This window comes from Polaromonas sp. YR568 (assembly GCF_943369415.1).
Lineage (GTDB): Bacteria > Pseudomonadota > Gammaproteobacteria > Burkholderiales > Burkholderiaceae_C > Polaromonas.
In genome coordinates this window covers 1-18,499 of record NZ_CALRNF020000001.1, presented here as the reverse complement: position 1 = coordinate 18,499, position 18,499 = coordinate 1, and the positions used below count along the sequence as shown (strand labels likewise).

At 66.4% G+C, this 18,499-nt stretch carries 12 protein-coding genes and 1 pseudogene; 5 read left to right on the top strand and 8 right to left on the bottom strand.

The window, feature by feature from the left end; genetic code table 11:
• The first annotated feature begins 2 nt into the window (after positions 1 to 2).
• Both nadA and pabB read left to right on the top strand, forming a co-directional pair.
• Complete coding sequence (nadA, locus tag ACLV74_RS00065) at positions 3 to 1,118, top strand: quinolinate synthase NadA (protein ID WP_411877320.1); 1,116 nt, start codon at positions 3 to 5, stop codon at positions 1,116 to 1,118.
• Between the two features lie 5 nt (positions 1,119 to 1,123).
• Positions 1,124 to 2,895: pseudogene (gene pabB / locus ACLV74_RS00060) on the top strand (aminodeoxychorismate synthase component I).
• Here the strand turns inward: pabB and nadB are convergent.
• From nadB to ACLV74_RS00030, 6 genes are all read right to left on the bottom strand, one after another.
• Positions 2,896 to 4,515, bottom strand: a complete 1,620-nt coding sequence (gene nadB / locus ACLV74_RS00055) for an L-aspartate oxidase (RefSeq protein ID WP_411877319.1) — start codon at positions 4,513 to 4,515, stop codon at positions 2,896 to 2,898. It lies immediately after the preceding pseudogene.
• Positions 4,516 to 4,682: 167 nt separating this feature from the next.
• Complete coding sequence (locus ACLV74_RS00050) at positions 4,683 to 5,480, bottom strand: hypothetical protein (protein WP_411877318.1); 798 nt, start codon at positions 5,478 to 5,480, stop codon at positions 4,683 to 4,685.
• Positions 5,481 to 5,495: 15 nt separating this feature from the next.
• A complete protein-coding gene (locus ACLV74_RS00045) occupies positions 5,496 to 7,682 on the bottom strand; it encodes a filamentous hemagglutinin N-terminal domain-containing protein (protein WP_411877317.1) in 2,187 nt (728 codons plus the stop codon).
• A gap of 55 nt (positions 7,683 to 7,737) precedes the next feature.
• Positions 7,738 to 9,402 carry a ShlB/FhaC/HecB family hemolysin secretion/activation protein gene (locus tag ACLV74_RS00040; RefSeq protein ID WP_411877316.1) on the bottom strand — a complete coding sequence of 555 codons (1,665 nt, stop codon included), beginning with the start codon at positions 9,400 to 9,402 and terminating at the stop codon, positions 7,738 to 7,740.
• Between the two features lie 357 nt (positions 9,403 to 9,759).
• Positions 9,760 to 10,641, bottom strand: a complete 882-nt coding sequence (locus ACLV74_RS00035; RefSeq protein ID WP_411877315.1) for a segregation and condensation protein A — start codon at positions 10,639 to 10,641, stop codon at positions 9,760 to 9,762.
• Positions 10,642 to 10,680: 39 nt separating this feature from the next.
• Positions 10,681 to 10,908 (bottom strand): DUF3460 family protein, encoded by a 228-nt coding sequence (locus ACLV74_RS00030; RefSeq protein ID WP_411877314.1) that lies wholly within the window; start codon positions 10,906 to 10,908, stop codon positions 10,681 to 10,683.
• Positions 10,909 to 11,037: 129 nt separating this feature from the next.
• On the opposite strand from ACLV74_RS00030, the gene bamE reads away from it, so the two are divergent.
• Positions 11,038 to 11,559: an outer membrane protein assembly factor BamE gene (gene bamE / locus ACLV74_RS00025; RefSeq protein ID WP_411877313.1), complete on the top strand. Its 522-nt coding sequence runs from the start codon at positions 11,038 to 11,040 to the stop codon at positions 11,557 to 11,559.
• Here bamE and ACLV74_RS00020 read toward each other — a convergent pair.
• Positions 11,556 to 13,226 (bottom strand): SulP family inorganic anion transporter, encoded by a 1,671-nt coding sequence (locus ACLV74_RS00020; RefSeq protein ID WP_411877312.1) that lies wholly within the window; start codon positions 13,224 to 13,226, stop codon positions 11,556 to 11,558. The genes bamE and ACLV74_RS00020 overlap by 4 nt on opposite strands.
• Before the next feature lie 256 nt (positions 13,227 to 13,482).
• On the opposite strand from ACLV74_RS00020, the gene ACLV74_RS00015 reads away from it, so the two are divergent.
• The gene (locus ACLV74_RS00015; RefSeq protein ID WP_411877311.1) at positions 13,483 to 15,270 is read left to right on the top strand and encodes a 7TM diverse intracellular signaling domain-containing protein; all 1,788 of its coding nucleotides are present in this window, start codon (positions 13,483 to 13,485) and stop codon (positions 15,268 to 15,270) included.
• Positions 15,271 to 15,276: 6 nt separating this feature from the next.
• Here the strand turns inward: ACLV74_RS00015 and metG are convergent, their stop codons facing one another.
• Entirely contained in the window at positions 15,277 to 17,355 is a 2,079-nt protein-coding gene (metG, locus tag ACLV74_RS00010) for a methionine--tRNA ligase (RefSeq protein WP_411877310.1), read from the bottom strand.
• Positions 17,356 to 17,511: 156 nt separating this feature from the next.
• On the opposite strand from metG, the gene apbC reads away from it, so the two are divergent.
• The coding region (gene apbC / locus ACLV74_RS00005; protein WP_411877309.1) for an iron-sulfur cluster carrier protein ApbC at positions 17,512 to 18,499 on the top strand (988 nt) is incomplete at its 3' end.

Genomic DNA, 18,499 nt, shown 5'->3' with positions numbered 1-18,499 from the left:
ACATGCAAACCCTGGCGCCCATCCGCATCGATTACGAGCAACCCGAAGCGGCCGGCGCCTGCAGCACGCACCAGGCCTGGGCCCGCGTGCCGGCCGAGCCCACGCAGGCCGAACGCAAGTCGCTCAAAAGCCGCATTCGCGAACTGCTCAAGGCGTGCAACGCCGTCATGGTGTCGCACTACTACGTGCATCCGGACCTGCAAGACCTTGCGGAAGAAACCGGCGGCCTGGTGGCGGATTCACTCGAGATGGCGCGCTTCGGCCGCGACCACGCGGCGCAAACCCTGGTGGTCTCCGGCGTGCGTTTCATGGGCGAGACGGCCAAAATCCTCTCGCCCGAAAAGCGCGTGCTGATGCCCGACCTGGACGCGACCTGCTCGCTGGACCTGGGCTGCCCGGTCGATGAATTCAGCGCGTTCTGCGACGCCCATCCCGACCGCACCGTGGTGGTCTACGCCAACACCAGCGCCGCCGTGAAGGCGCGCGCCGACTGGGTGGTCACCTCCGCCTGTGCACTGGACATCGTGCGCGCGCTCAAGGACCTGGGGCAGAAAATCCTCTGGGCGCCGGACCGCCACCTGGGCGGCTATATCCAGCGCGAGACCGGCGCCGACATGGTCTTCTGGAACGGCGCCTGCATCGTGCACGACGAGTTCAAGGCCTTTGAGCTGCAGGCCCTCAAAGCCGAACACCCCGGCGCGCGCGTGCTGGTGCACCCCGAATCGCCGGCCGACGTGGTGGCCCTGGCCGACGCCGTCGGCTCCACCTCGGCCATCCTCAAGGCCGCGCGGGAGATGGACGCGACGGAATTCATCGTCGCCACCGACGGCGGCATGCTGCACAAACTGCGAACCTTGAACCCCGGCAAGATTTTTATCGAAGCCCCCACCGCCGGCAACAGCGCCACCTGCAAAAGCTGCGCGCACTGCCCCTGGATGGCCATGAACGGGCTGGCCGGACTGGCGCAGGTGCTTGAAAGCGGCGCCAACGAGGTCACGGTCGATGCGGCGCTGGGCCTGCGCGCGCGCTTGCCGATTGACCGCATGCTGGCCTTCACCGAAGCCCTGAAAGCGGGGCGGCCGGTCGCGGGGCTGGTGCCGCACATGGGCGCGGCCTGATTCAAGTGACAGGCCCTGTCTCGGCGCTCATCGACTTCGCCGACCCTCGCCAGCCTGACACGCCGCGCCTGAGACTGGCTTTCGGAACGCCAGGCGAAGTGCTGGTGGCGCGGCGGCCCGAAGACGTGCGTGCGGTGCTGGACGCCGCGCAGGCCGCTGCGGAGCGGGGCGCCTGGTGCGTGGGCTACCTGCGCTATGAGGCCGCACCCGCTTTTGATACCGCGCTGGCTGTGCACCCGGCCGAGGGGCCGCTCGCCTGGTTTGCGGTGCATGACGTCGCGCTGCCGTGGCCTCAGCCCACACAAGAGGCATCGCCGCAAGTGCAGTGGCAAGAGCCGATGACGCGCCCGGCTTTTGACGCCGCCCTCGCCGAATTGCAGCGCGCGATCGCCGATGGCGAGTACTACCAGGTCAACTTCACGGCGCAGATGCGCGGTGTGCTCAGCGGCGATGCGGGCGGCGCCACGGCGCTGGCCTCGTTCCACGCTTTGCAGCGCGCACAGCCCGGCGGCTATGCGGCTTTTCTGGACACGGGCGAGGAACAACTGCTGTCGGTCTCGCCCGAGTTGTTTTTCGACTGGCGCGACGAAAGGCTGCTCACGCGGCCCATGAAAGGCACGGCGCCGCGCGGCATGAATCCCGAGGACGATGCCGCGCGGGCCCAGGCCCTGCGCAACTCACCCAAAGAGCGCGCCGAAAACGTGATGATCGTGGACCTGCTGCGCAACGACCTGTCGCGCATCGCCGAACCCTTCAGCGTGCGCGTGCCGCGCCTGTTCCACACCGAGGCTTTGCCCGCAGTGTGGCAGATGACCTCGGACGTCGAGGCGCGCACGCGGCCCGGCTGCAGCCTGGCCGACGTGTTCGCGGCTTTGTTCCCCTGCGGTTCGATCACCGGCGCGCCCAAGGCGGGCGCCATGCGGGCCATCCATGCGCTGGAAGCCGCGCCGCGCGGGGTGTACTGCGGCGCCATGGGGTACTGCGCCCCGGCGGCGCGGCCACCTTCAATGTGCCCATACGCACCGTGACCCTGCGCGGCAACGAGGCCCGCTGCGGCATAGGCAGCGGCATCACCTCGGGCGCCACGGCCGAAGGCGAGTGGCGCGAATGGGGCCTCAAGCAGGCCTTTGTGCAACGTGCGAGCGCGCCGTTTGAGTTGCTCGAAACGCTGGGGCTCTTCGACGGGACGCTGCGCGATATGGAGGCCCACCTGGCGCGCATGGGCGAGGCGGCTCGGCATTTCGGCTATCCATGGGATGCCCGGCAGGCTGAGGCGGCGTTGCAGTCGCTGGCGCAGCAGCATCCGCAGAGTGCTTGGCGCGTGCGGCTTTTGCTGGCCGCGCACGGGCAGCTGCAGGCCGAAGCCTATGCGCTGCCGGCCTCACCGGCGCGCGTGCGCCTGCAACTGGCGGGACGCGCGCTCGACGAAGCGCACGGCGAATTCGTGCGCTTCAAGACCACACGGCGCGCGCACTACGATGCCTTCACGCCCACGCAGCCCGATGTGTTCGACACCCTGCTGTGGAACGCCGAGGGTGAACTCACCGAATGCACGCGCGGCAACGTGGCCTTCTTGCTGGACGGCCGCTGGGTGACACCGCCGCTGTATTGCGGCCTGCTTGCCGGCGTGGGGCGCGCCTGCGCGCTGCGCGAAGGCCGTGTGGATGAAGCCGTGGTGCGGCTGCAGGATTTGCCGCGCGTGCAGGCGCTGGCCTTTGTGAACAGCCTGCGAGGCTGGATACCGGCCGACCTGGCCGAAGCCACGTCTGCCGCCTGATCAGTTCGCGCCGTAGGCCGGCGGCACCAGGATGGTGGGCACGGCGGCCTCGGCCGTTTCAGGGTAGTCCCGGCTGAAATGCAGGCCGCGGCTTTCATGCCGGCCATGGGCCGAGCGCACGATCAGGTCGGCCACCTGCACCAGGTTGCGCAGCTCCAGCAGGTCGCGCGTGACCCGGAAGTTGGCATAAAACTCCTGGATCTCGGCATCGAGCAGGGCGATGCGGTGCGCCGCGCGTTCCAGCCGCTTGGTGGTGCGCACGATGCCCACGTAGTTCCACATGAAGCGGCGTAGTTCGTCCCAGTTGTGGGAGATCACCACGGCCTCGTCGGCATCGGTGACCTGGCTGTCGTCCCAGGCCGGCAAGGCCGGCGTTTCGGCGGTGGCTTCGGCCGCGATGGCATCCGCGGCGGCGCGCGCCAGCACCACACATTCGACCAGCGAGTTGCTGGCCAGGCGGTTGGCGCCGTGCAGGCCGGTGCAGGCGGTTTCGCCGATGGCATAGAGGCCTTTTACGTCGCTGCGCCCGGCCAGGTCAGTCACCACGCCGCCGCAGGTGTAATGCGCGGCCGGCACCACCGGAATCGGCTGGCGCGTGATGTCTATGCCCAGTTCGGCGCAGCGTTGCAGGATGTTGGGAAAGTGTTCCCGCAAAAAAGCCGGGCTCTGGTGCGAGATGTCCAGGTAGACGCAGTCCAGGCCGTGCTTTTTCATTTCGAAGTCGATGGCGCGGGCCACCACGTCGCGCGGCGCGAGTTCGGCGCGCGCGTCGTGCGCCGGCATGAAGCGCCCGCCGCCGGCCGAGGGCGGCAGCAGCAGCTTGCCGCCTTCGCCGCGCACGGCCTCGGTGATCAGGAAGGATTTGGCCTCGGGGTGGTAGAGGCAGGTCGGGTGGAACTGGATGAACTCCATGTTGCCGACGCGGCAGCCCGCGCGCCAGGCGGCGGCAATGCCGTCGCCGGTGGCGGTGTCGGGGTTGGTGGAATAGAGGTAGACCTTGCCCGCGCCACCGGTCGCCAGAATGGTCTGGCCGGCACTGAAGGTCAGCACCTCGCCGCTCGCGGTGTCGAGCACGTAAGCGCCGTGGCAGCGCTTGCCGGGCCGCTTGAGCTGCCGGTCGGTGATGAGGTCGACCAGCATGTGGTGCTCGAGCAGCGTGATGCCGGGTTCGGCGCGCACACGTTCTATCAGCGTGCGCTGCACGGCCGCGCCGGTGGCGTCGGCTGCATGCACGATGCGGCGCCGGCTGTGGCCGCCTTCGCGGGTCAGGTGCAGTTCGCCGGGGTGTTCCGCGTCTTCGGAGAAGGCGACACCCAGCCCGCGCAGCCAGGCGATGGCATCGGGCGCGCCCTGCACCACGGCCTGTGTGGCCGGCAGGTCGCACAGGCCCGCGCCGGCAACCAGGGTGTCGTTCACGTGCTGCTCCAGCGTGTCGTCTTCGGCCAGCACGGCAGCCATTCCGCCCTGCGCCCAGGCACTGGAGCCGTCGTTGAGTTCGCGCTTGGTGACGACCGCCACGCGCCGGCCCGGGGCCAGCAAGAGCGCGGCCGTGAGGCCCGCCAGGCCGCTGCCGATGATGAGGACGTCGAAGGCGTGCCGCGTGTCGGAAATAGGTGTCATGCGAAGACGGTGTTTTTGCCTGGTAGGGAGGTGCAACAGCCCCGACGCCGGGGCGGAACCGGCACGGGAATCCGCAGCTTGCGCCGATTATCGGACAGGCGACGACGCTGCCTTGATGGCGGGCTTACGGCCGTTGATGGCGCGAACGTTTGCGGGCAGGGCCCGGCCTAACCAGCGCCTTGCGCCGGTGCCTGTTCGTCCACGTCAAAGGATTTGAAGACTTCGCGTGCCGGGCGGGTTTCCGGCAGGATGTAAACGATGCCGCTGGTTCCGGTGAAGGCCGGGCTGACCACCTTGTCGTAGAACTTCACGGGCACATTGATGCACCCGTAGGAAATGCGGTTGTCCGAGGGGGTGGCGCTTTCAATGCGTTGTGCCCGCCGTTCACCTGCCACGTTTAATACACGGTGAAGGGATATGGCCGTGTCGTAGTCGATCCACAGCATCTCCGCGCCGTGAAGGTCCTGGCCCAGCGATGCCACGAAGCGCCCGGCGGGGGTAGTGCGCTCCTCGGGGCGAATGGTGGACAGCTTGCGCTCGCCGATGCCGGGTGTGGAGTCGTCGCCGCGCGCAAGGCCCAGCAGGGCGGGCGCGGCGCCGCTTAAATGTCCCCGCGCATCAAAGACAAAAACCTTGGCGTTCACCTTGTCAATGATGAGGAAAGGCATGCCTTGATTGTCCGCGGACGCGACCACCCAATGGGCGACCTGCGCGGCCTCCCTGGAGGCGCTTTCGCGGCCGAAGTCTGCATGGCGGGGGTGGTCGGCCTGCGCGGCAGGGTTGGCGTTTCCCGCGGTTCCGGATGCGGCAGCCGGTGAGGGGCTCGCCGCTGCCGGATCTGCGCCCTGCGTTGCCGCCGCCGCTTGCAAGGCAAAACCAGCCAGCAGCATGGCAAGGCCCAGGGCTTTGACGGTCGCCGCCCTGTACGGGGCGGGCGGATTGTTCGTGGAGGATTGAAAAGTCACTGCAATCCTGTCCGTTCAGTTACGCGGCTGCCTGGGCAAATAGCGGGGTGCCACGTAGATTGGCTGCGGCATTGCAGCGGGCTCGGCCACCGCGACCTGCTCACCCGGCATGAAGAGTTCGCCCTCAGACGCTGCGTAAACTGCCGGCAGGAAGTCCTGCGAATAGAACGCGAAACTCGCGAGCGGTGCCAGGCCGAAGGATGAAAAGTTCCTGCCGTTCGCGGGATTTGCCGCATTCGCAGCCGTCAGGGCGGCCAGCGCCGACAGCGCGTTCGGGGTGATGTCCCCGGTGGTTTTCCCCGCGATGGGTCCGCAGCAGGTGGAGGCCAGCGCATATTGGTCGGCGTTGGGGCCGGCCAGCCGATAGCCGGTGAAGGTGACGGTCTTGCCCGTGCCCGGGTCTATAGTGTCGAAGGTCGCCGTGCTGCCCGGGTCGGCGACCAGCGTGACGCCGGCGGGGTTGCCCTTCAGGCCCGTGAGGACGGCGGTATTGCTGCCGTCATAGGACTTGCTCACCTCGGGGAACACCAGCATGCGCTGCGTCAGTGTGGCGCCTCCGGTCAGGACGAATTTGCCGGAATAGTCCGTGGGCGCCGTGTAAGAAACGGGGTTGTAAAAAATACTGGCGGGCGCGTTCGGGCCTGTCACGGTCACGGAGGGCGCCAGGGGGCTGAAAACCACCGTGCCGCCCAGCGCGCCCGGCCCGGTCCCGTCCGTATCGGCGCGTATCGTCAGGCCCAGCGGCAAGCCCAGGCTGCGCGTGGGGTCCAGGTTTCCCCGGGTCAGCGTGATGGCGCTGTTGATGTTGACATCGTTGGCCGCGCACATGGAGAGGTTGCCGTCGGTGACCGTGATGGTCGCGTTCTGGTTCAGGTTGCGCCCCGCGCTGAGCAGCAGGCTGCCACGGGTTGCGCTGATGGGCGCATTCACGTTGATGTCGCGGCCGCAGCACACCCCGAAATTCCCGTCCACCGCCGTCACGGAGGCGTTGATATTCACGTCGCGCGCGGCGTTCAGGGTCAGGCTGGTGGGGGTTCCGCTGGCTGTCCAGCTCACCGCGTCGTTGACGAAGATGTCGCCGTTGCCGGGGCCGGGCGCCGTGACGATGGTGATGTTGTTGGTCACAAGCTGCGCGGAAAGTGTGGCGCCGGAGATGTTGCCGCCGGGGCCGATGATGAAGTCCTGCGGGTCGATGAGCCAGTTGCCCGTCAGTCCCGACGCCGCTGCGGTGGTGATGCGCGCACCGTCCAGCACGTTGACGTGCGCGGCCGAGGTCTCGATGAATCCGCCGTTGCCGCCGTTGGGTGCGCTGGCGTCGAGCGTGCCGCCGACGTTCATGGTGCCGGTTTGCATGTCGCCCAGCAGCATGATCCTGCCGTTGCGGCTGGCGATGGTTTGCGCCTGGATCACGCCGGTGTTGTTCACAACGGTCTGCAACAGGTTGCCCGCGCCCTGGGCCGTCAGCAGTACGCTGCCGCCGGCGGCGCTGATCATGCCGCCGTTCTGAATCAGCGCGTTGACGCTGCCCTGTGCCACAGATATGTTGAGCAGGCCGTCGCCCGCCACGTCCAGCGTCATGGCATTGCCCGCGGCCAGGACCACGGTGCCCAGCCTGGCCGAAATGACACCCTGGTTGCTGACGTTGCGGCCCAGCAGGGCGACATAGCCGCCGTCCGCGGCGTTGATCGTTCCCTGGTTGAGGATCGCGCCGTCGCCCGGGTTGCTCAAGGTGTATTGCCCGGCCATGAAGTTGGCGTCGCTGATGCTCAAGGTCGACGCCACCAGCCCGCCGACGTTGACCGATGCGCCGCCGCCGAACAGGATGCCGTTGGGGTTGAGCAGGAATACCTTGCCGTTCGACGACAGGCTTCCCATGATGCTGGAAGGGTCCGCGCCCAGCACGCGGTTCAGCGCCACGGCGCTGGCGCCGGGCTGGACGAACTGCACGCTCTGGCCGGCCGCGATGCCGAAGCTTTGCCAGTTGATCACGGCGTTCTGGCTTGTCTGCGTGATGGTCGTGCTGGCCGCGCCGCCGGAGATGCTGGCGCTGCCGGCCGCCACCACGCCGCCTTGGGGCAGGGCATGGACGGAGGAGCCAAAGGCCAGCAGCAGGGAAACCGTCAGGGTCTTCAGCGCAAAATGCGACTTGTTTCTGAAGGCGGATGTTGTTTCGGTTTCAGGGGAGGGGTCAATGCGGTTCATGGGTGTGTCCTTGTGGATTGCAATACTTGTGCGGCACGCGGTGCCGGCCGTCGCATCAGAAATATTTCACCGCCTGTATCCAGAACCGGCCTGATTTGTCGGGCGCGGAAGTGGCTGTCTCGTTTCCGAGGGGGCGGGCGTAGTAAGCCCTGACCAGGAAGTTGTCGGTTTCGCTCCAGGTGAGGCCTATGCCGGCGGCGCTCAGGGTTCTGTGGTTCTGTCCCGCCGCCCAGGGGTTTTTGTTGATGGTCACGCTGCCGTAATCGACAAAACCGATCAGGTGCATCTGCCCCGGCAGGTTCTCCGGAAATTTGGGCAACAGCAGCCGGGCTTCCAGCGTTGCCAGGTAGCCCTGGTCGGCGGGCGCCTCGCCTTGGGGATAGGCGCGCACACCGTTCATGCCACCGAGTTCCATCTTTTCCGAGGAGTCGAGATTTTTCGAGGCCAGCTGCCCGCTGAGCGCTCCGTAGAGAGACACGGAGTCGGTCACGCGCTGCAGCCGCATCACGGTGAAGCCGAGCTTGCCGTAGGAGCCGTTGCTGCGCGCGCTGGCGGCGTCCACGGCGAGTGCCGCGGGCGTCTGTATGTTGAGCCGGCCCGCCGACCAGGACAGGGAATAGGCGCTCATGCCGCCGCCGCCCAGGTTGTCGCGGTGGTTGCCGTACAGGCTGGTGGTCAATACGTCGGCCTTTTTGTCCGTGACGGAAGGGATGGCGTCCACCCTGTCCTGGAAGGTTTTGGCGTCGTAACCCAGGCGAATGTAGAGATTGGTGTCGCGTGAACGGATCAGCGGGTAGCTGCCGAATACGCTGGCAATCTCCGCCGTGCCGTTGGCTCGCAGGGGGGCAAACTCTTCGCCCAGCGCGTAATGCAGCTTGCTGTAGGCAACGCCGGCACGGCCTTTGCCGACCTGCAGCTGGTAGGACGCGATGGCGTAGTTCAAGCCCGAGCCGGAAGTCACCACACGCACGCTGGCGACGTCGCCCAGCCCCAGCGGATTGTTGAGGTTCACCGTGGCCCCGAGGCGGTATTCGCCGGTGTAGCGGTTGCCGGCGTTGTCGGCATCGACGCTGCCGTTGACGCGCGCGCCCGGGGTGACGTCGACCAGCAGGTCCGAGGTGCCGGCCGTGGCGCCGGGAACCAGCGTGGAATGGACTTTCACGCCAGGCAGGTCCGACAGCAGAAGCAGCCGGCTCTCCAGCGGCGCCGCAGTAATGGCGTCGCCGCTGTTCAGGCCCGAAAGAAGGTTGTCGGGGATGGCGCTGGAGAGATTTGTCTCGTTGCGCACGACGATCTGGCCGTACTCACCCTCCCGCACGGCGATGGTGATGGCCTTGTCCGTGACGTCCTGCGCCGGAAGGTAAGCCTGGGCCACGAAGTAGCCGTTTCTTGCATAGTGCGCGGTGATCCTTGCCGCCATGCCGCGCAATTCCGCCAGGGTCAGTTCGCTGCCCGGCGTGAAACCGGTCAGGGCAAGCAGCTCGGCTTCGCTGTACACCCGGGCACCGGTGATGCGCAGGCTGTTGATCAGGATTTTTGCATCTTCGGTCACGCGGACCGGCGGCGGCTTGCTGCGCTCAACGCTGATGCCTGGGGCCGCGGGCTGCGGAGCCGGGACCGTGGGGAGTTGCTGCAGCTGGCTGCCCGCGTTGGGCAGGGGCTGGGCGAGAAGGTGTTGGCTCACGGCCAGCAGCGCCAGCGGGAGTAATTTGAGATTCACAAGAGCCCTTTCGGCATGAACGACGTTGCTCCCGGCCGCATGGATGCGGCTGCGGGTAGCGGGGTGCTAGAGACCCCTTCATGCGTGCGGGCCCCGAAATCAAAGGTGAAATCGGGTGCGTTCGCTTCATATCCGACAGGCCTTGAGTCCTGCTATGAGCATCGGCGTAAAAAGGGTAAAGAGATGTAGGACGCCGCGCTGACGCAGGCGTTCAGGAGTCGCGACTGTGGTGTGCCGCACGGGCAGAGGTCAGCGTCGCGTCATTTTCAGCCGGGGCCGCGGGACTGGCTATGCCAGACCGCAGGCGCAACGGCCCCTTTACGTGATGAAAGGGCAGTGAGCGAGCGTGGGGGCAATCTAGGCGGGCGTGTAAGCCAGGCGCACGTAAATCGGCGCGAAAGCCTCGGCCTGCGTGACTTCCAGCAGGCCTTCCTTGGAGAGCTCCAGCAGCGCGATGAAGGTCACCACCAGCACCGGCATGCCGCGCGCGGCGTCGAACAGGTCTTCGAACTCCAGGAACTTGCGGCCCTGCAGCTTGCGCAGCACGATGCTCATGTGCTCGCGCACCGAGAGTTCTTCGCGGCTGATGACGTGGTGCTGGATCAGGCGGGCGCGCTTGACGATGTCGCGCCAGGCGTCCTGCAGGTCGACCACGTTGACGTCGGGAAAGCGCGGTTGCAGCGACTGCTCTACATAGACCTGGGCGCGCAGGAAGTCGCGGCCGAATTGCGGAACTTCGTTGAGCTTGTGGGCAGCCAGCTTGATCTGCTCGTATTCGAGCAGGCGGCGCACCAGCTCGGCGCGCGGGTCTTCGGGCTCCTGGCCCTCGGCCACCTTCTTGGGCGGCAGCAGCATGCGCGACTTGATCTCGATCAGCATGGCCGCCATCAGCAGGTATTCGGCCGCCAGCTCCAGGTTGGTGGCGCGAATCTCGTCGACGTAGGTCAGGTACTGGCGCGTGACCGCCGCCATCGGGATGTCGAGGATGTTGAAGTTCTGCTTGCGGATCAGGTAAAGCAGCAAGTCCAGCGGGCCCTCAAAGGCCTCAAGAAAGACCTGCAACGCATCCGGCGGGATGTACAGGTCGTGCGGCATGGCGAACAGCGGCTCGCCGTACAGCCGCGCCAGCGCGACCTGGTCGATCACCGCGGGCATGGCCGCACCCGCCGCGTCAGGCTGCGCCTGGCCGGCGGCCGGGGGCAGTTCCTGGGGGGCGGGAGGGAAATGGGGCTGGGACATGAAAACAGCGGCTGCTGGGTGTCAGGGGCTGTTTGGCGTTTATTTGCCGTTGGGATGGCTGGTGGTGCCGTAGACGTAGGGCTGCTGGGGCACGCGTGCCTCGCCGTATTCGGCCTGCTCGGCGCGGCTCAGGTTTTTGTCCCACAACAGGGCGCGCCCGGCGCGCTGCTCGGCCTCCAGCGTGGGCTTTTTGGCCTTGAGCTGGTCGATGAACTGCGTCGTATCGGAGGTGTAGTCGGAGCGGCGGAAGAAGTTGAGGAGGGACATGGGTCTAAACTGCCTGAAACGTATAGTGGGCTGATTTTACCGGGGTCCGCCATGCCGTCCTTATTTGTGCCCTTCGCATCAGCCCCAAAGGGTGTTTTCTCCGCTGTTTCGGGAAGGTTGCTTGCCTCTATGGGTTTGCTCTCATTTGTCCTGGGCCTGGTGGGCTGCGACCCGCAGCGCATCGCCGAACTTGAAGAGGGTGTGTCCACCGAGGCCGACGTGCGCGCCCGTTTCGGCGAGCCCGAAAAAATCTGGGACGCGGCCGACATGGCCGACACCCCCTTGCCGGGCGTTACAGCGGCGCCGGGCGCCCGCACCTTTGAATACAACCGCCAGCCGCAGGGCCAGGTCAATTACATGATCACGATAGGGGCGGACGGCAGGATGAGCGCGCTCAGGCAGGTGCTGACGCCGCAGAACTTCGAGAAAGTGCTGCCCGGCATGCGCATGGAGCAGGTCCGCAAGATGCTGGGCAAGCCGATGAAGATCACGCCCTACGCGCTCAAGCAGGAAACCCATTACGACTGGCGCTACCTGAACCCGCCCAGTACGGCGCGCATCTTCACGGTGGTGTTTGACGCCGACCTGAAGGTCAAGGGCACGGCATCGGTCGACGAGGAAAGCATCAGCCCCTCCGGCGGTACACGCTAGACCGTTTCGATCTTCGCCAGGAAACCCGTGCGCTCCATCACCGCGCGCGGCTGGGCGTTGAGCCCGGCCATTACCAGCCGGCCGCCGCGCAGCACAACGGCCTTGTGCAACTGCTCCAGCACGTCCAGCCCCGAGGTGTCCAGCGACTGCAGCGACTGCACGTCCAGCCGAACGACCAGGCCCTTGGGCGCGCTTTCCACCACGCTCAGGATGGGGTCGAGCTTGGCCACGGCGCCGAAGAACAGCGAGCCGTAGAGCTGGAAGCTCGCCGAGTCCGCGTCGCGCGAGACCTCCACCACCCGGAACAGGCTGCTCATGCGCCGCACGAACAGCACGCAGGCCAGGATCAGCCCGACCTGCAGCGCCACCGTGAGGTCGAACACCACCGTCAGCAAAAACGTGCCCAGCATGATGAGCCGGTAGTGGCTGCTGGCCTGGCGCAGGCGGGCGAACGCGCGCCACTCGCCCATGTTCCAGGCCACGTACAGCAAGATGCCCGAGAGCACGGCCAGCGGCACGTGCACCGCCAGCGGCGCCGCCGCCAGCACGATGAGGACCAGCGTAAGCGCATGCACCAGGCCCGAGACCGGCGAGGTGGCGCCGGATCGCACATTGGTGACGGTACGGGCGATGGTGCCGGTGGCCGGCATGCCGCCGAAAAAGGGCACGACGAAGTTGGCCACGCCCTGGGCCATCAGTTCCTGGTTGGGGTCGTGGCGCGGCAGGCCGGAAACCTGGTCGGCCACACGCGCGCACAGCAGCGACTCCACCGCGCCCAGCAAGGCGATGGTGATGGTGGGCGCCACCAGCAGGCGCACGGTTTCCCATGAAAAATCGGGCAGCGCGAACGAGGGCAGGGCGCGCGGGATGCCGCCGAAACGCGTGCCTATGGTGTCGACCGGCAGGGTCAGGACATAGGAGAACGCGGTCAGCGTCACCAGCGCCACGATGGGGCCGGGCATGCGCGAGGCCGTGCGCGTGGCGCGCTTGAGCTGCACGCCCTCGACCGCCTGAACCAGCTTCATCAGCCGCGCGGTAAAGCCGTTGGCGCCGCGCGCCTGCAGGTTAAAGAGCCGCGGCCAGACAAACAGGCCCAGCAGGCAGGCCAGTCCCAGGCCCAGCGCATAAGGGTTGAAGCTGTCCAGGTGGTCGCCCAGGACCTTGATCTGCGAAAAAAAATCGGCGGGCATCTTGGGCACGACCAGGCCCAGCAGGTCCTTGACCTGCGACAGCACGATCAGCACCGCGATGCCGTTGGTAAAACCCACCACGATGCTGACCGGCACATAGCGCACCAGCGTGCCCAGCCTGAAAAACCCCAGCAGGAACAGCAGCACGCCGGCGCAGGCGGTGGCGATCAGCAGGTTGGCCAGGCCGTAGCGTTCCAGGATGCCGTAGACGATGACGATGAAGGCGCCGGCCGGCCCGCCTATCTGCACCGCCGAGCCGCCCAGCGCCGAGATCAGCGCGCCGGCGATGATGGCGGTCCAGATGCCGGCTTCGGGCTTGAGGCCCGAGGCGATGGCGAAGGCCATGGCCAGCGGCAAGGCCACAATACCCACCGTGATGCCCGCGCCGGCGTCCTTCAGGAACCTTTCGCGCGTGTAGCCGGCCATCGCCGCAAACAGGCGGGGGCGGAAGGGCGCGAGGTAAGTGGGCAGGTGCATGGGCTTTGATTGTGGCGCGCCGCGCCCGGCTTTGAGGCGTCTTTTGCGGGACTTTTTCCATTTGCGGATAGCGAAAGATTCGATAGAGTAAAAGAGAAGAATTAGGTAGAAATGCTTACTTTTTAAATCCTGACCCGTTCGATACTCCCCGTGGTTCCCTTCGCGCGTTGTTGGCTGGTGTCGGTTCAGCATGCTTTTCCTGGAGAAGTGTTTGCCTGCTTTTTTACGTTCTGCCAAGTTTTTGGCGCCGCACCGGTTGAAGCTGTCGCGTTGGTCGTCACGCCTTGCCGCCTGGCTGGCGGCACTGCTGCTGGCCCACGCCGGCGTGTGGGCGCAGCAAGTCCCGGGCCTGCAGACGGAAGAGCCCTCTCCCGCTGCGGCGCAGGAGGATTTCCGGCCCGGGCGCGGCGTGGTGGGCCAGGGCGAGGTACTGGTAGACCGCTCGGGCGCCTGGAGTTTTGAGGAAGTCCGCAGCCGGTTCGGGTCGGGCGAGGGCCGGCCGTCCAGGCCCGACCAGATCATGCCCACCGGGGGCGGCAGCGCGCTCTGGTACCGCCTGGCGTTGCCGGCCGTCAAGGCGCCCACGCCGCTCATGCTCAGCGTGCCGCATGCCGCCATGGACAGCGTGGACCTTTACAGCCCCGCCCCGCAGGCCGACGGCAGCAGCCAATGGCTGCTGGAGCGCTCAGGCGACCTGATTCCCGTGGCCGAGTGGCCGCTGCGCAACCTCACACCGGCCTTCGAGCTGCTGCTGATGCCCGGCGAAAGCCAGCCAACCTACCTGCGGGTGGTCAACAACTACCCCATCAGCGTGCACTGGATGCTGTCCGGGCCCGACAGCTTTCACGACAAGGACAAGCAGTGGCATCTGCTGCTGGGCGTCTACATCGGTTTCATACTGCTGGTCGTGCTGCTCAGCGGCATCCACGCGCTGTCCTGGCGCGATTCCATCCATCTCTTTTTCGCGGCTTACGTGCTGGTGGTGGCCCTGGGTCAACTCGCGCTGACGGGCCTTGGCGGGGAATTGTTCTGGCCCGGCAGCGCCTGGTGGAACGACCGCGCGCCGGTGGCGCTGACGCTGGCGACGGCGGCCATGCTGCACATCTTCTTGCGCCAGCTCGTGGTCGACCGCGACGTGCCGTGGCTGTCGCGCTCCCTGCTGGTCCTGTCGCTGATGGGCGCGGGCATCGCGCTGACTTTTGTCGTGGTGGGCCGCGGCCGGGTTTTCGCCATGGCCACGCCTTACTACCTCGGAAGCATGGCCACCTACCTCGCGGTGGCGGCGTGGTACGCCTGGCGCCGGCCGCGCGTCGGCATCTGGGTGCTGGCCGCCATGGTCTGCCTCACGGTGGGCTCCATCTTCCCGCTGCTGCGCACCCAGGGCCTGATGGCTTTGAGCGCCGCCACGCAGTACGGCGCGCAGGTCGGCGCGGCGCTGGAAATCCCGCTGCTGCTGCTGGCGCTGTATTTGCGCAGCCGCGAAAAACGCGACAACCAGGCGCGCATGGACGCGTTGACGCGCACGGACCCGCTGACCGGTGTCGGCAACCACCGGGTGCTGCTGCAGCGCCTGGACAGCCTGCTGGTGCGCCAGCAGCGCGACCCCGGTGCCGGCGCCGTGGTGCGCGTGCGGCTCAGCAATGCGATCGACATCCGCCAGGACTACGGCATGGAAACGGCGCAAAGCGCGGTGGTCCAGGCCGGCGCCTGCATCACGGCGATTGCGCAGGAGGGTGACAGCGTGGCCCGGCACCGCGACGGCGATTTTGTGCTGATCCTGCAGGGCCACCTTACGCGCGACCAGCTCACCGACATCGGCCAGCGCCTGATCGCGCGCGGCTTGTCCGAAAGCCCGGCGCTGCCGCCCAACACGGTGCTGCAGCTCAAGATCGCAGTGGCCGAGGCGCCTTTCCAGGTCAACGAGGCCACGCTGCTGCTGCAGTCGCTGGGCACCGTGCTCGGCGAACTGGCGGGCCGGTCCGGCACCGCGCTGCGCTTTGTGAATGCGGCCGAGACGCGGAGCGTGCCGCCGACCCAGGCTTGACGGTTCTTAGTGGATGCGCATGCCCGGCGTGGCGCCGGGCAGCGGTTCCAGCACGTAAATGCCCGGCTGGGCTTTTTCATCACCGTGGCTGGCGGCCAGCACCATGCCTTCGCTGATGCCGAACTTCATCTTGCGCGGCGCCAGGTTGGCGACCAGCACCGTGAGCTTGCCGACCAGGTCCTCGGGCTTGTAGGCCGAGGCGATGCCGCTGAACACATTGCGCATGCGGCCTTCGCCGGCATCCAGCGTCAGGCGCAGCAGCTTGGTCGAGCCTTCCACCGCTTCGCAGTTGACGATCTTTGCGATGCGCAGGTCGACCTTGGCGAAGTCGTCAATCGTGATGGCGGGCGCCAGTGCCTCACCGCCCGGCAGGTCCGTGGGTGCAGCCGGTGCAGGTTCGGCCGAAGCCGGTGGTTCGAACAGCGCATCGAGCTGCTTGACGTCCACACGTTGCATCAGGTGCTTGTAGTCGCCGATCACATGGCCCTTGCCCAGCATGGCGCCCGCGTCTGAAAAATTCAGCGGCTCCACTTTCAGGAAAGCTTCGACCTGCGCGGCCAGCGCGGGCAGCACGGGTTTGAGGTAAATCGTGAGCAGGCGGAAGGCTTCGATGCAGACCGTGCAGACGTCCTGCAGGCGCGCGTCCATGCCGTCCTGCTTGGCCAGCTCCCAGGGTTTGTTCTGGTCCACATAGGCGTTGACGCGGTCCGTCAGCAGCATGGTTTCGCGCAGGGCCTTGGCGAACTCGCGGCTTTCGTAGAGCGGCGCAATCACGTCCTTCGCGGTGCGCAGCGCGTCCAGCAGCGCGGCGCCGTCGGCCGACACCTCGCCGAGCTGGCCGGCAAAACGCTTGCTGACGAAGCCCGCGGCGCGGCTGGCGATGTTGATGTACTTGCCCACCAGGTCGCTGTTGACGCGCGCCATGAAGTCGTCGGCGTTGAAGTCGATGTCCTCATTGCGCGCATTGAGCTTGGCGGCCAGGTAATAGCGCAGCCATTCGGGGTTCATGCCCAGGCTCAGGTACTTGAGCGGGTCCAGGCCGGTGCCGCGGCTCTTGCTCATCTTCTCGCCGTTGTTCACGGTGAGGAAGCCGTGCACGAACACGTTGTCCGGCGTCTTGCGGCCGCTGAAGTGCAGCATGGCCGGCCAGAACAGCGTGTGGAAGGTGACGATGTCTTTCCCGATGAAGTGGTACTGCTCCAGGCCGGGCGTGGCCATGTAGGCGTCGTAGTTTTCGCCGCGCTTTTCGAGCAGGTTTTTGAGTGAGGCCAGGTAGCCGACGGGCGCGTCCAGCCAGACATAAAAATACTTGCCCGGCGCATCCGGGATTTCAATGCCGAAGTAGGGCGCGTCGCGGCTGATGTCCCAGTCGCCCAGGCCTTCGCTTTTGGTGCCGTCGGCGTTCTCGCGCACCGAGAACCATTCCTTGACCTTGTTGGCCACCTCGGGCTGCAGCTTGCCGTCCTGCGTCCACTTTTCGAGGAACTCCACGCAGCGCGGGTCGGACAGCGTGAAGAAAAAATGCTCCGAGCTTTTGAGCACCGGCTTGGCGCCCGACAGTGCCGAGTAGGGGTTGATCAGGTCGGTGGGCGCATACACCGCGCCGCAGACTTCGCAGTTGTCGCCGTACTGGTCCTTGGCATGGCAGTTGGGGCACTCGCCCTTGATGAAGCGGTCGGGCAGGAACATGTTCTTCTCGGCGTCGAAGAACTGTTCGATGGTCTTGGTGGCGATCAGGCCGGCCTTTTTGAGGTCCAGGTAGATCTGCTGCGCCAGCTGGTGGTTTTCCGGGCCGTCGGTGGAATGCCAGTTGTCGAAACTGATGTGAAAGCCGTCCAGGTAGGGCTTGCGGCCCGCGGCGATGTCGGCCACGAACTGCTGCGGCGTCTTGCCGGCCTTTTCCGCGGCGATCATGATGGGCGCGCCGTGGGCGTCGTCGGCGCCCACGAAGTTCACCGCGTGGCCCTGCATGCGCTGGAAACGCACCCAGATGTCCGCCTGGATGTATTCCATGATGTGGCCGATATGGAAATTGCCGTTGGCATAGGGCAGGGCGGTGGTGACGAACAGGCGGCGCTGGGACATAGAAGGATCTTTGTTGGCTTAATGAGGGCTAACCCGCGATTTTAAGTCTCTCGGGCGGGAAGGCGCCCCAGCAAGCCCCCAAGACCCCATGGGCGCCGCCACGGCGTTAGACTTCAAGCCGACCCACCCCCGACAGAATCAACGGAGAGTTCCCCCATGCCACTGGACCCACAGGCCATCCTCGATGCCGCGCAGACCGTACTGGACCCCAACACCGGCAAGGATTTCGTCAGCACCAAGGCATTGAAGAACCTGCAGGTCAACGGCGGCGACGTGGCCTTTGACGTCGAGCTCGGCTACCCGGCCAAAAGCCAGTTCGCCGGCCTGCGCAAAAGCCTGGTCGCCGCCGTCAAGGCCGTGCCGGGCGTGGACAACGTCTCGGTCAACCTCGCGGTCAAGATTGCCAGCCACAGCGTGCAGCGCGGCGTGCAACTGCTGCCCAACGTCAAGAACATCATCGCGGTCGCGTCCGGCAAGGGCGGCGTCGGAAAAAGCACCACCGCCGCCAACCTGGCGCTGGCCCTGGCGGCCGAAGGTGCCACCGTGGGCCTGCTCGATGCCGACATCTACGGCCCCAGCCAGCCCATGATGATGGGCATTGAAGGCCGGCCCGAGAGCCTGGACGGCAAGAACATGGAGCCCCTGCAGAACCACGGTATCCAGGTGATGTCCATCGGTTTCCTGGTCGCGCAGGACGAAGCCATGATCTGGCGCGGCCCCATGGCCACCCAGGCGCTGGAGCAGTTGCTGCGCCAGACCAACTGGAAAGACCTGGACTACCTGATCGTCGACATGCCGCCCGGCACCGGCGACATCCAGCTCACGCTGTCGCAGCGCGTGCCCATGACGGGCGCCGTCATCGTCACCACGCCGCAGGACATCGCGCTGCTGGACGCCAAGAAGGGCATCAAGATGTTCGAGAAGGTCGGCGTGCCCATCCTGGGCATTGTCGAAAACATGGCGGTGCACATCTGCAGCAACTGCGGCCATGCCGAGCACATCTTCGGCGAGGGCGGGGGCAAAAAAATGGCCGAAGACTACAAGATGGACTACCTGGGCGCGCTGCCGCTGGACATCCGCATCCGCCAGCAGGCCGACAGCGGAACGCCCACCGTGGTGGCCGACCCGGACGGCGAGGTCGCCG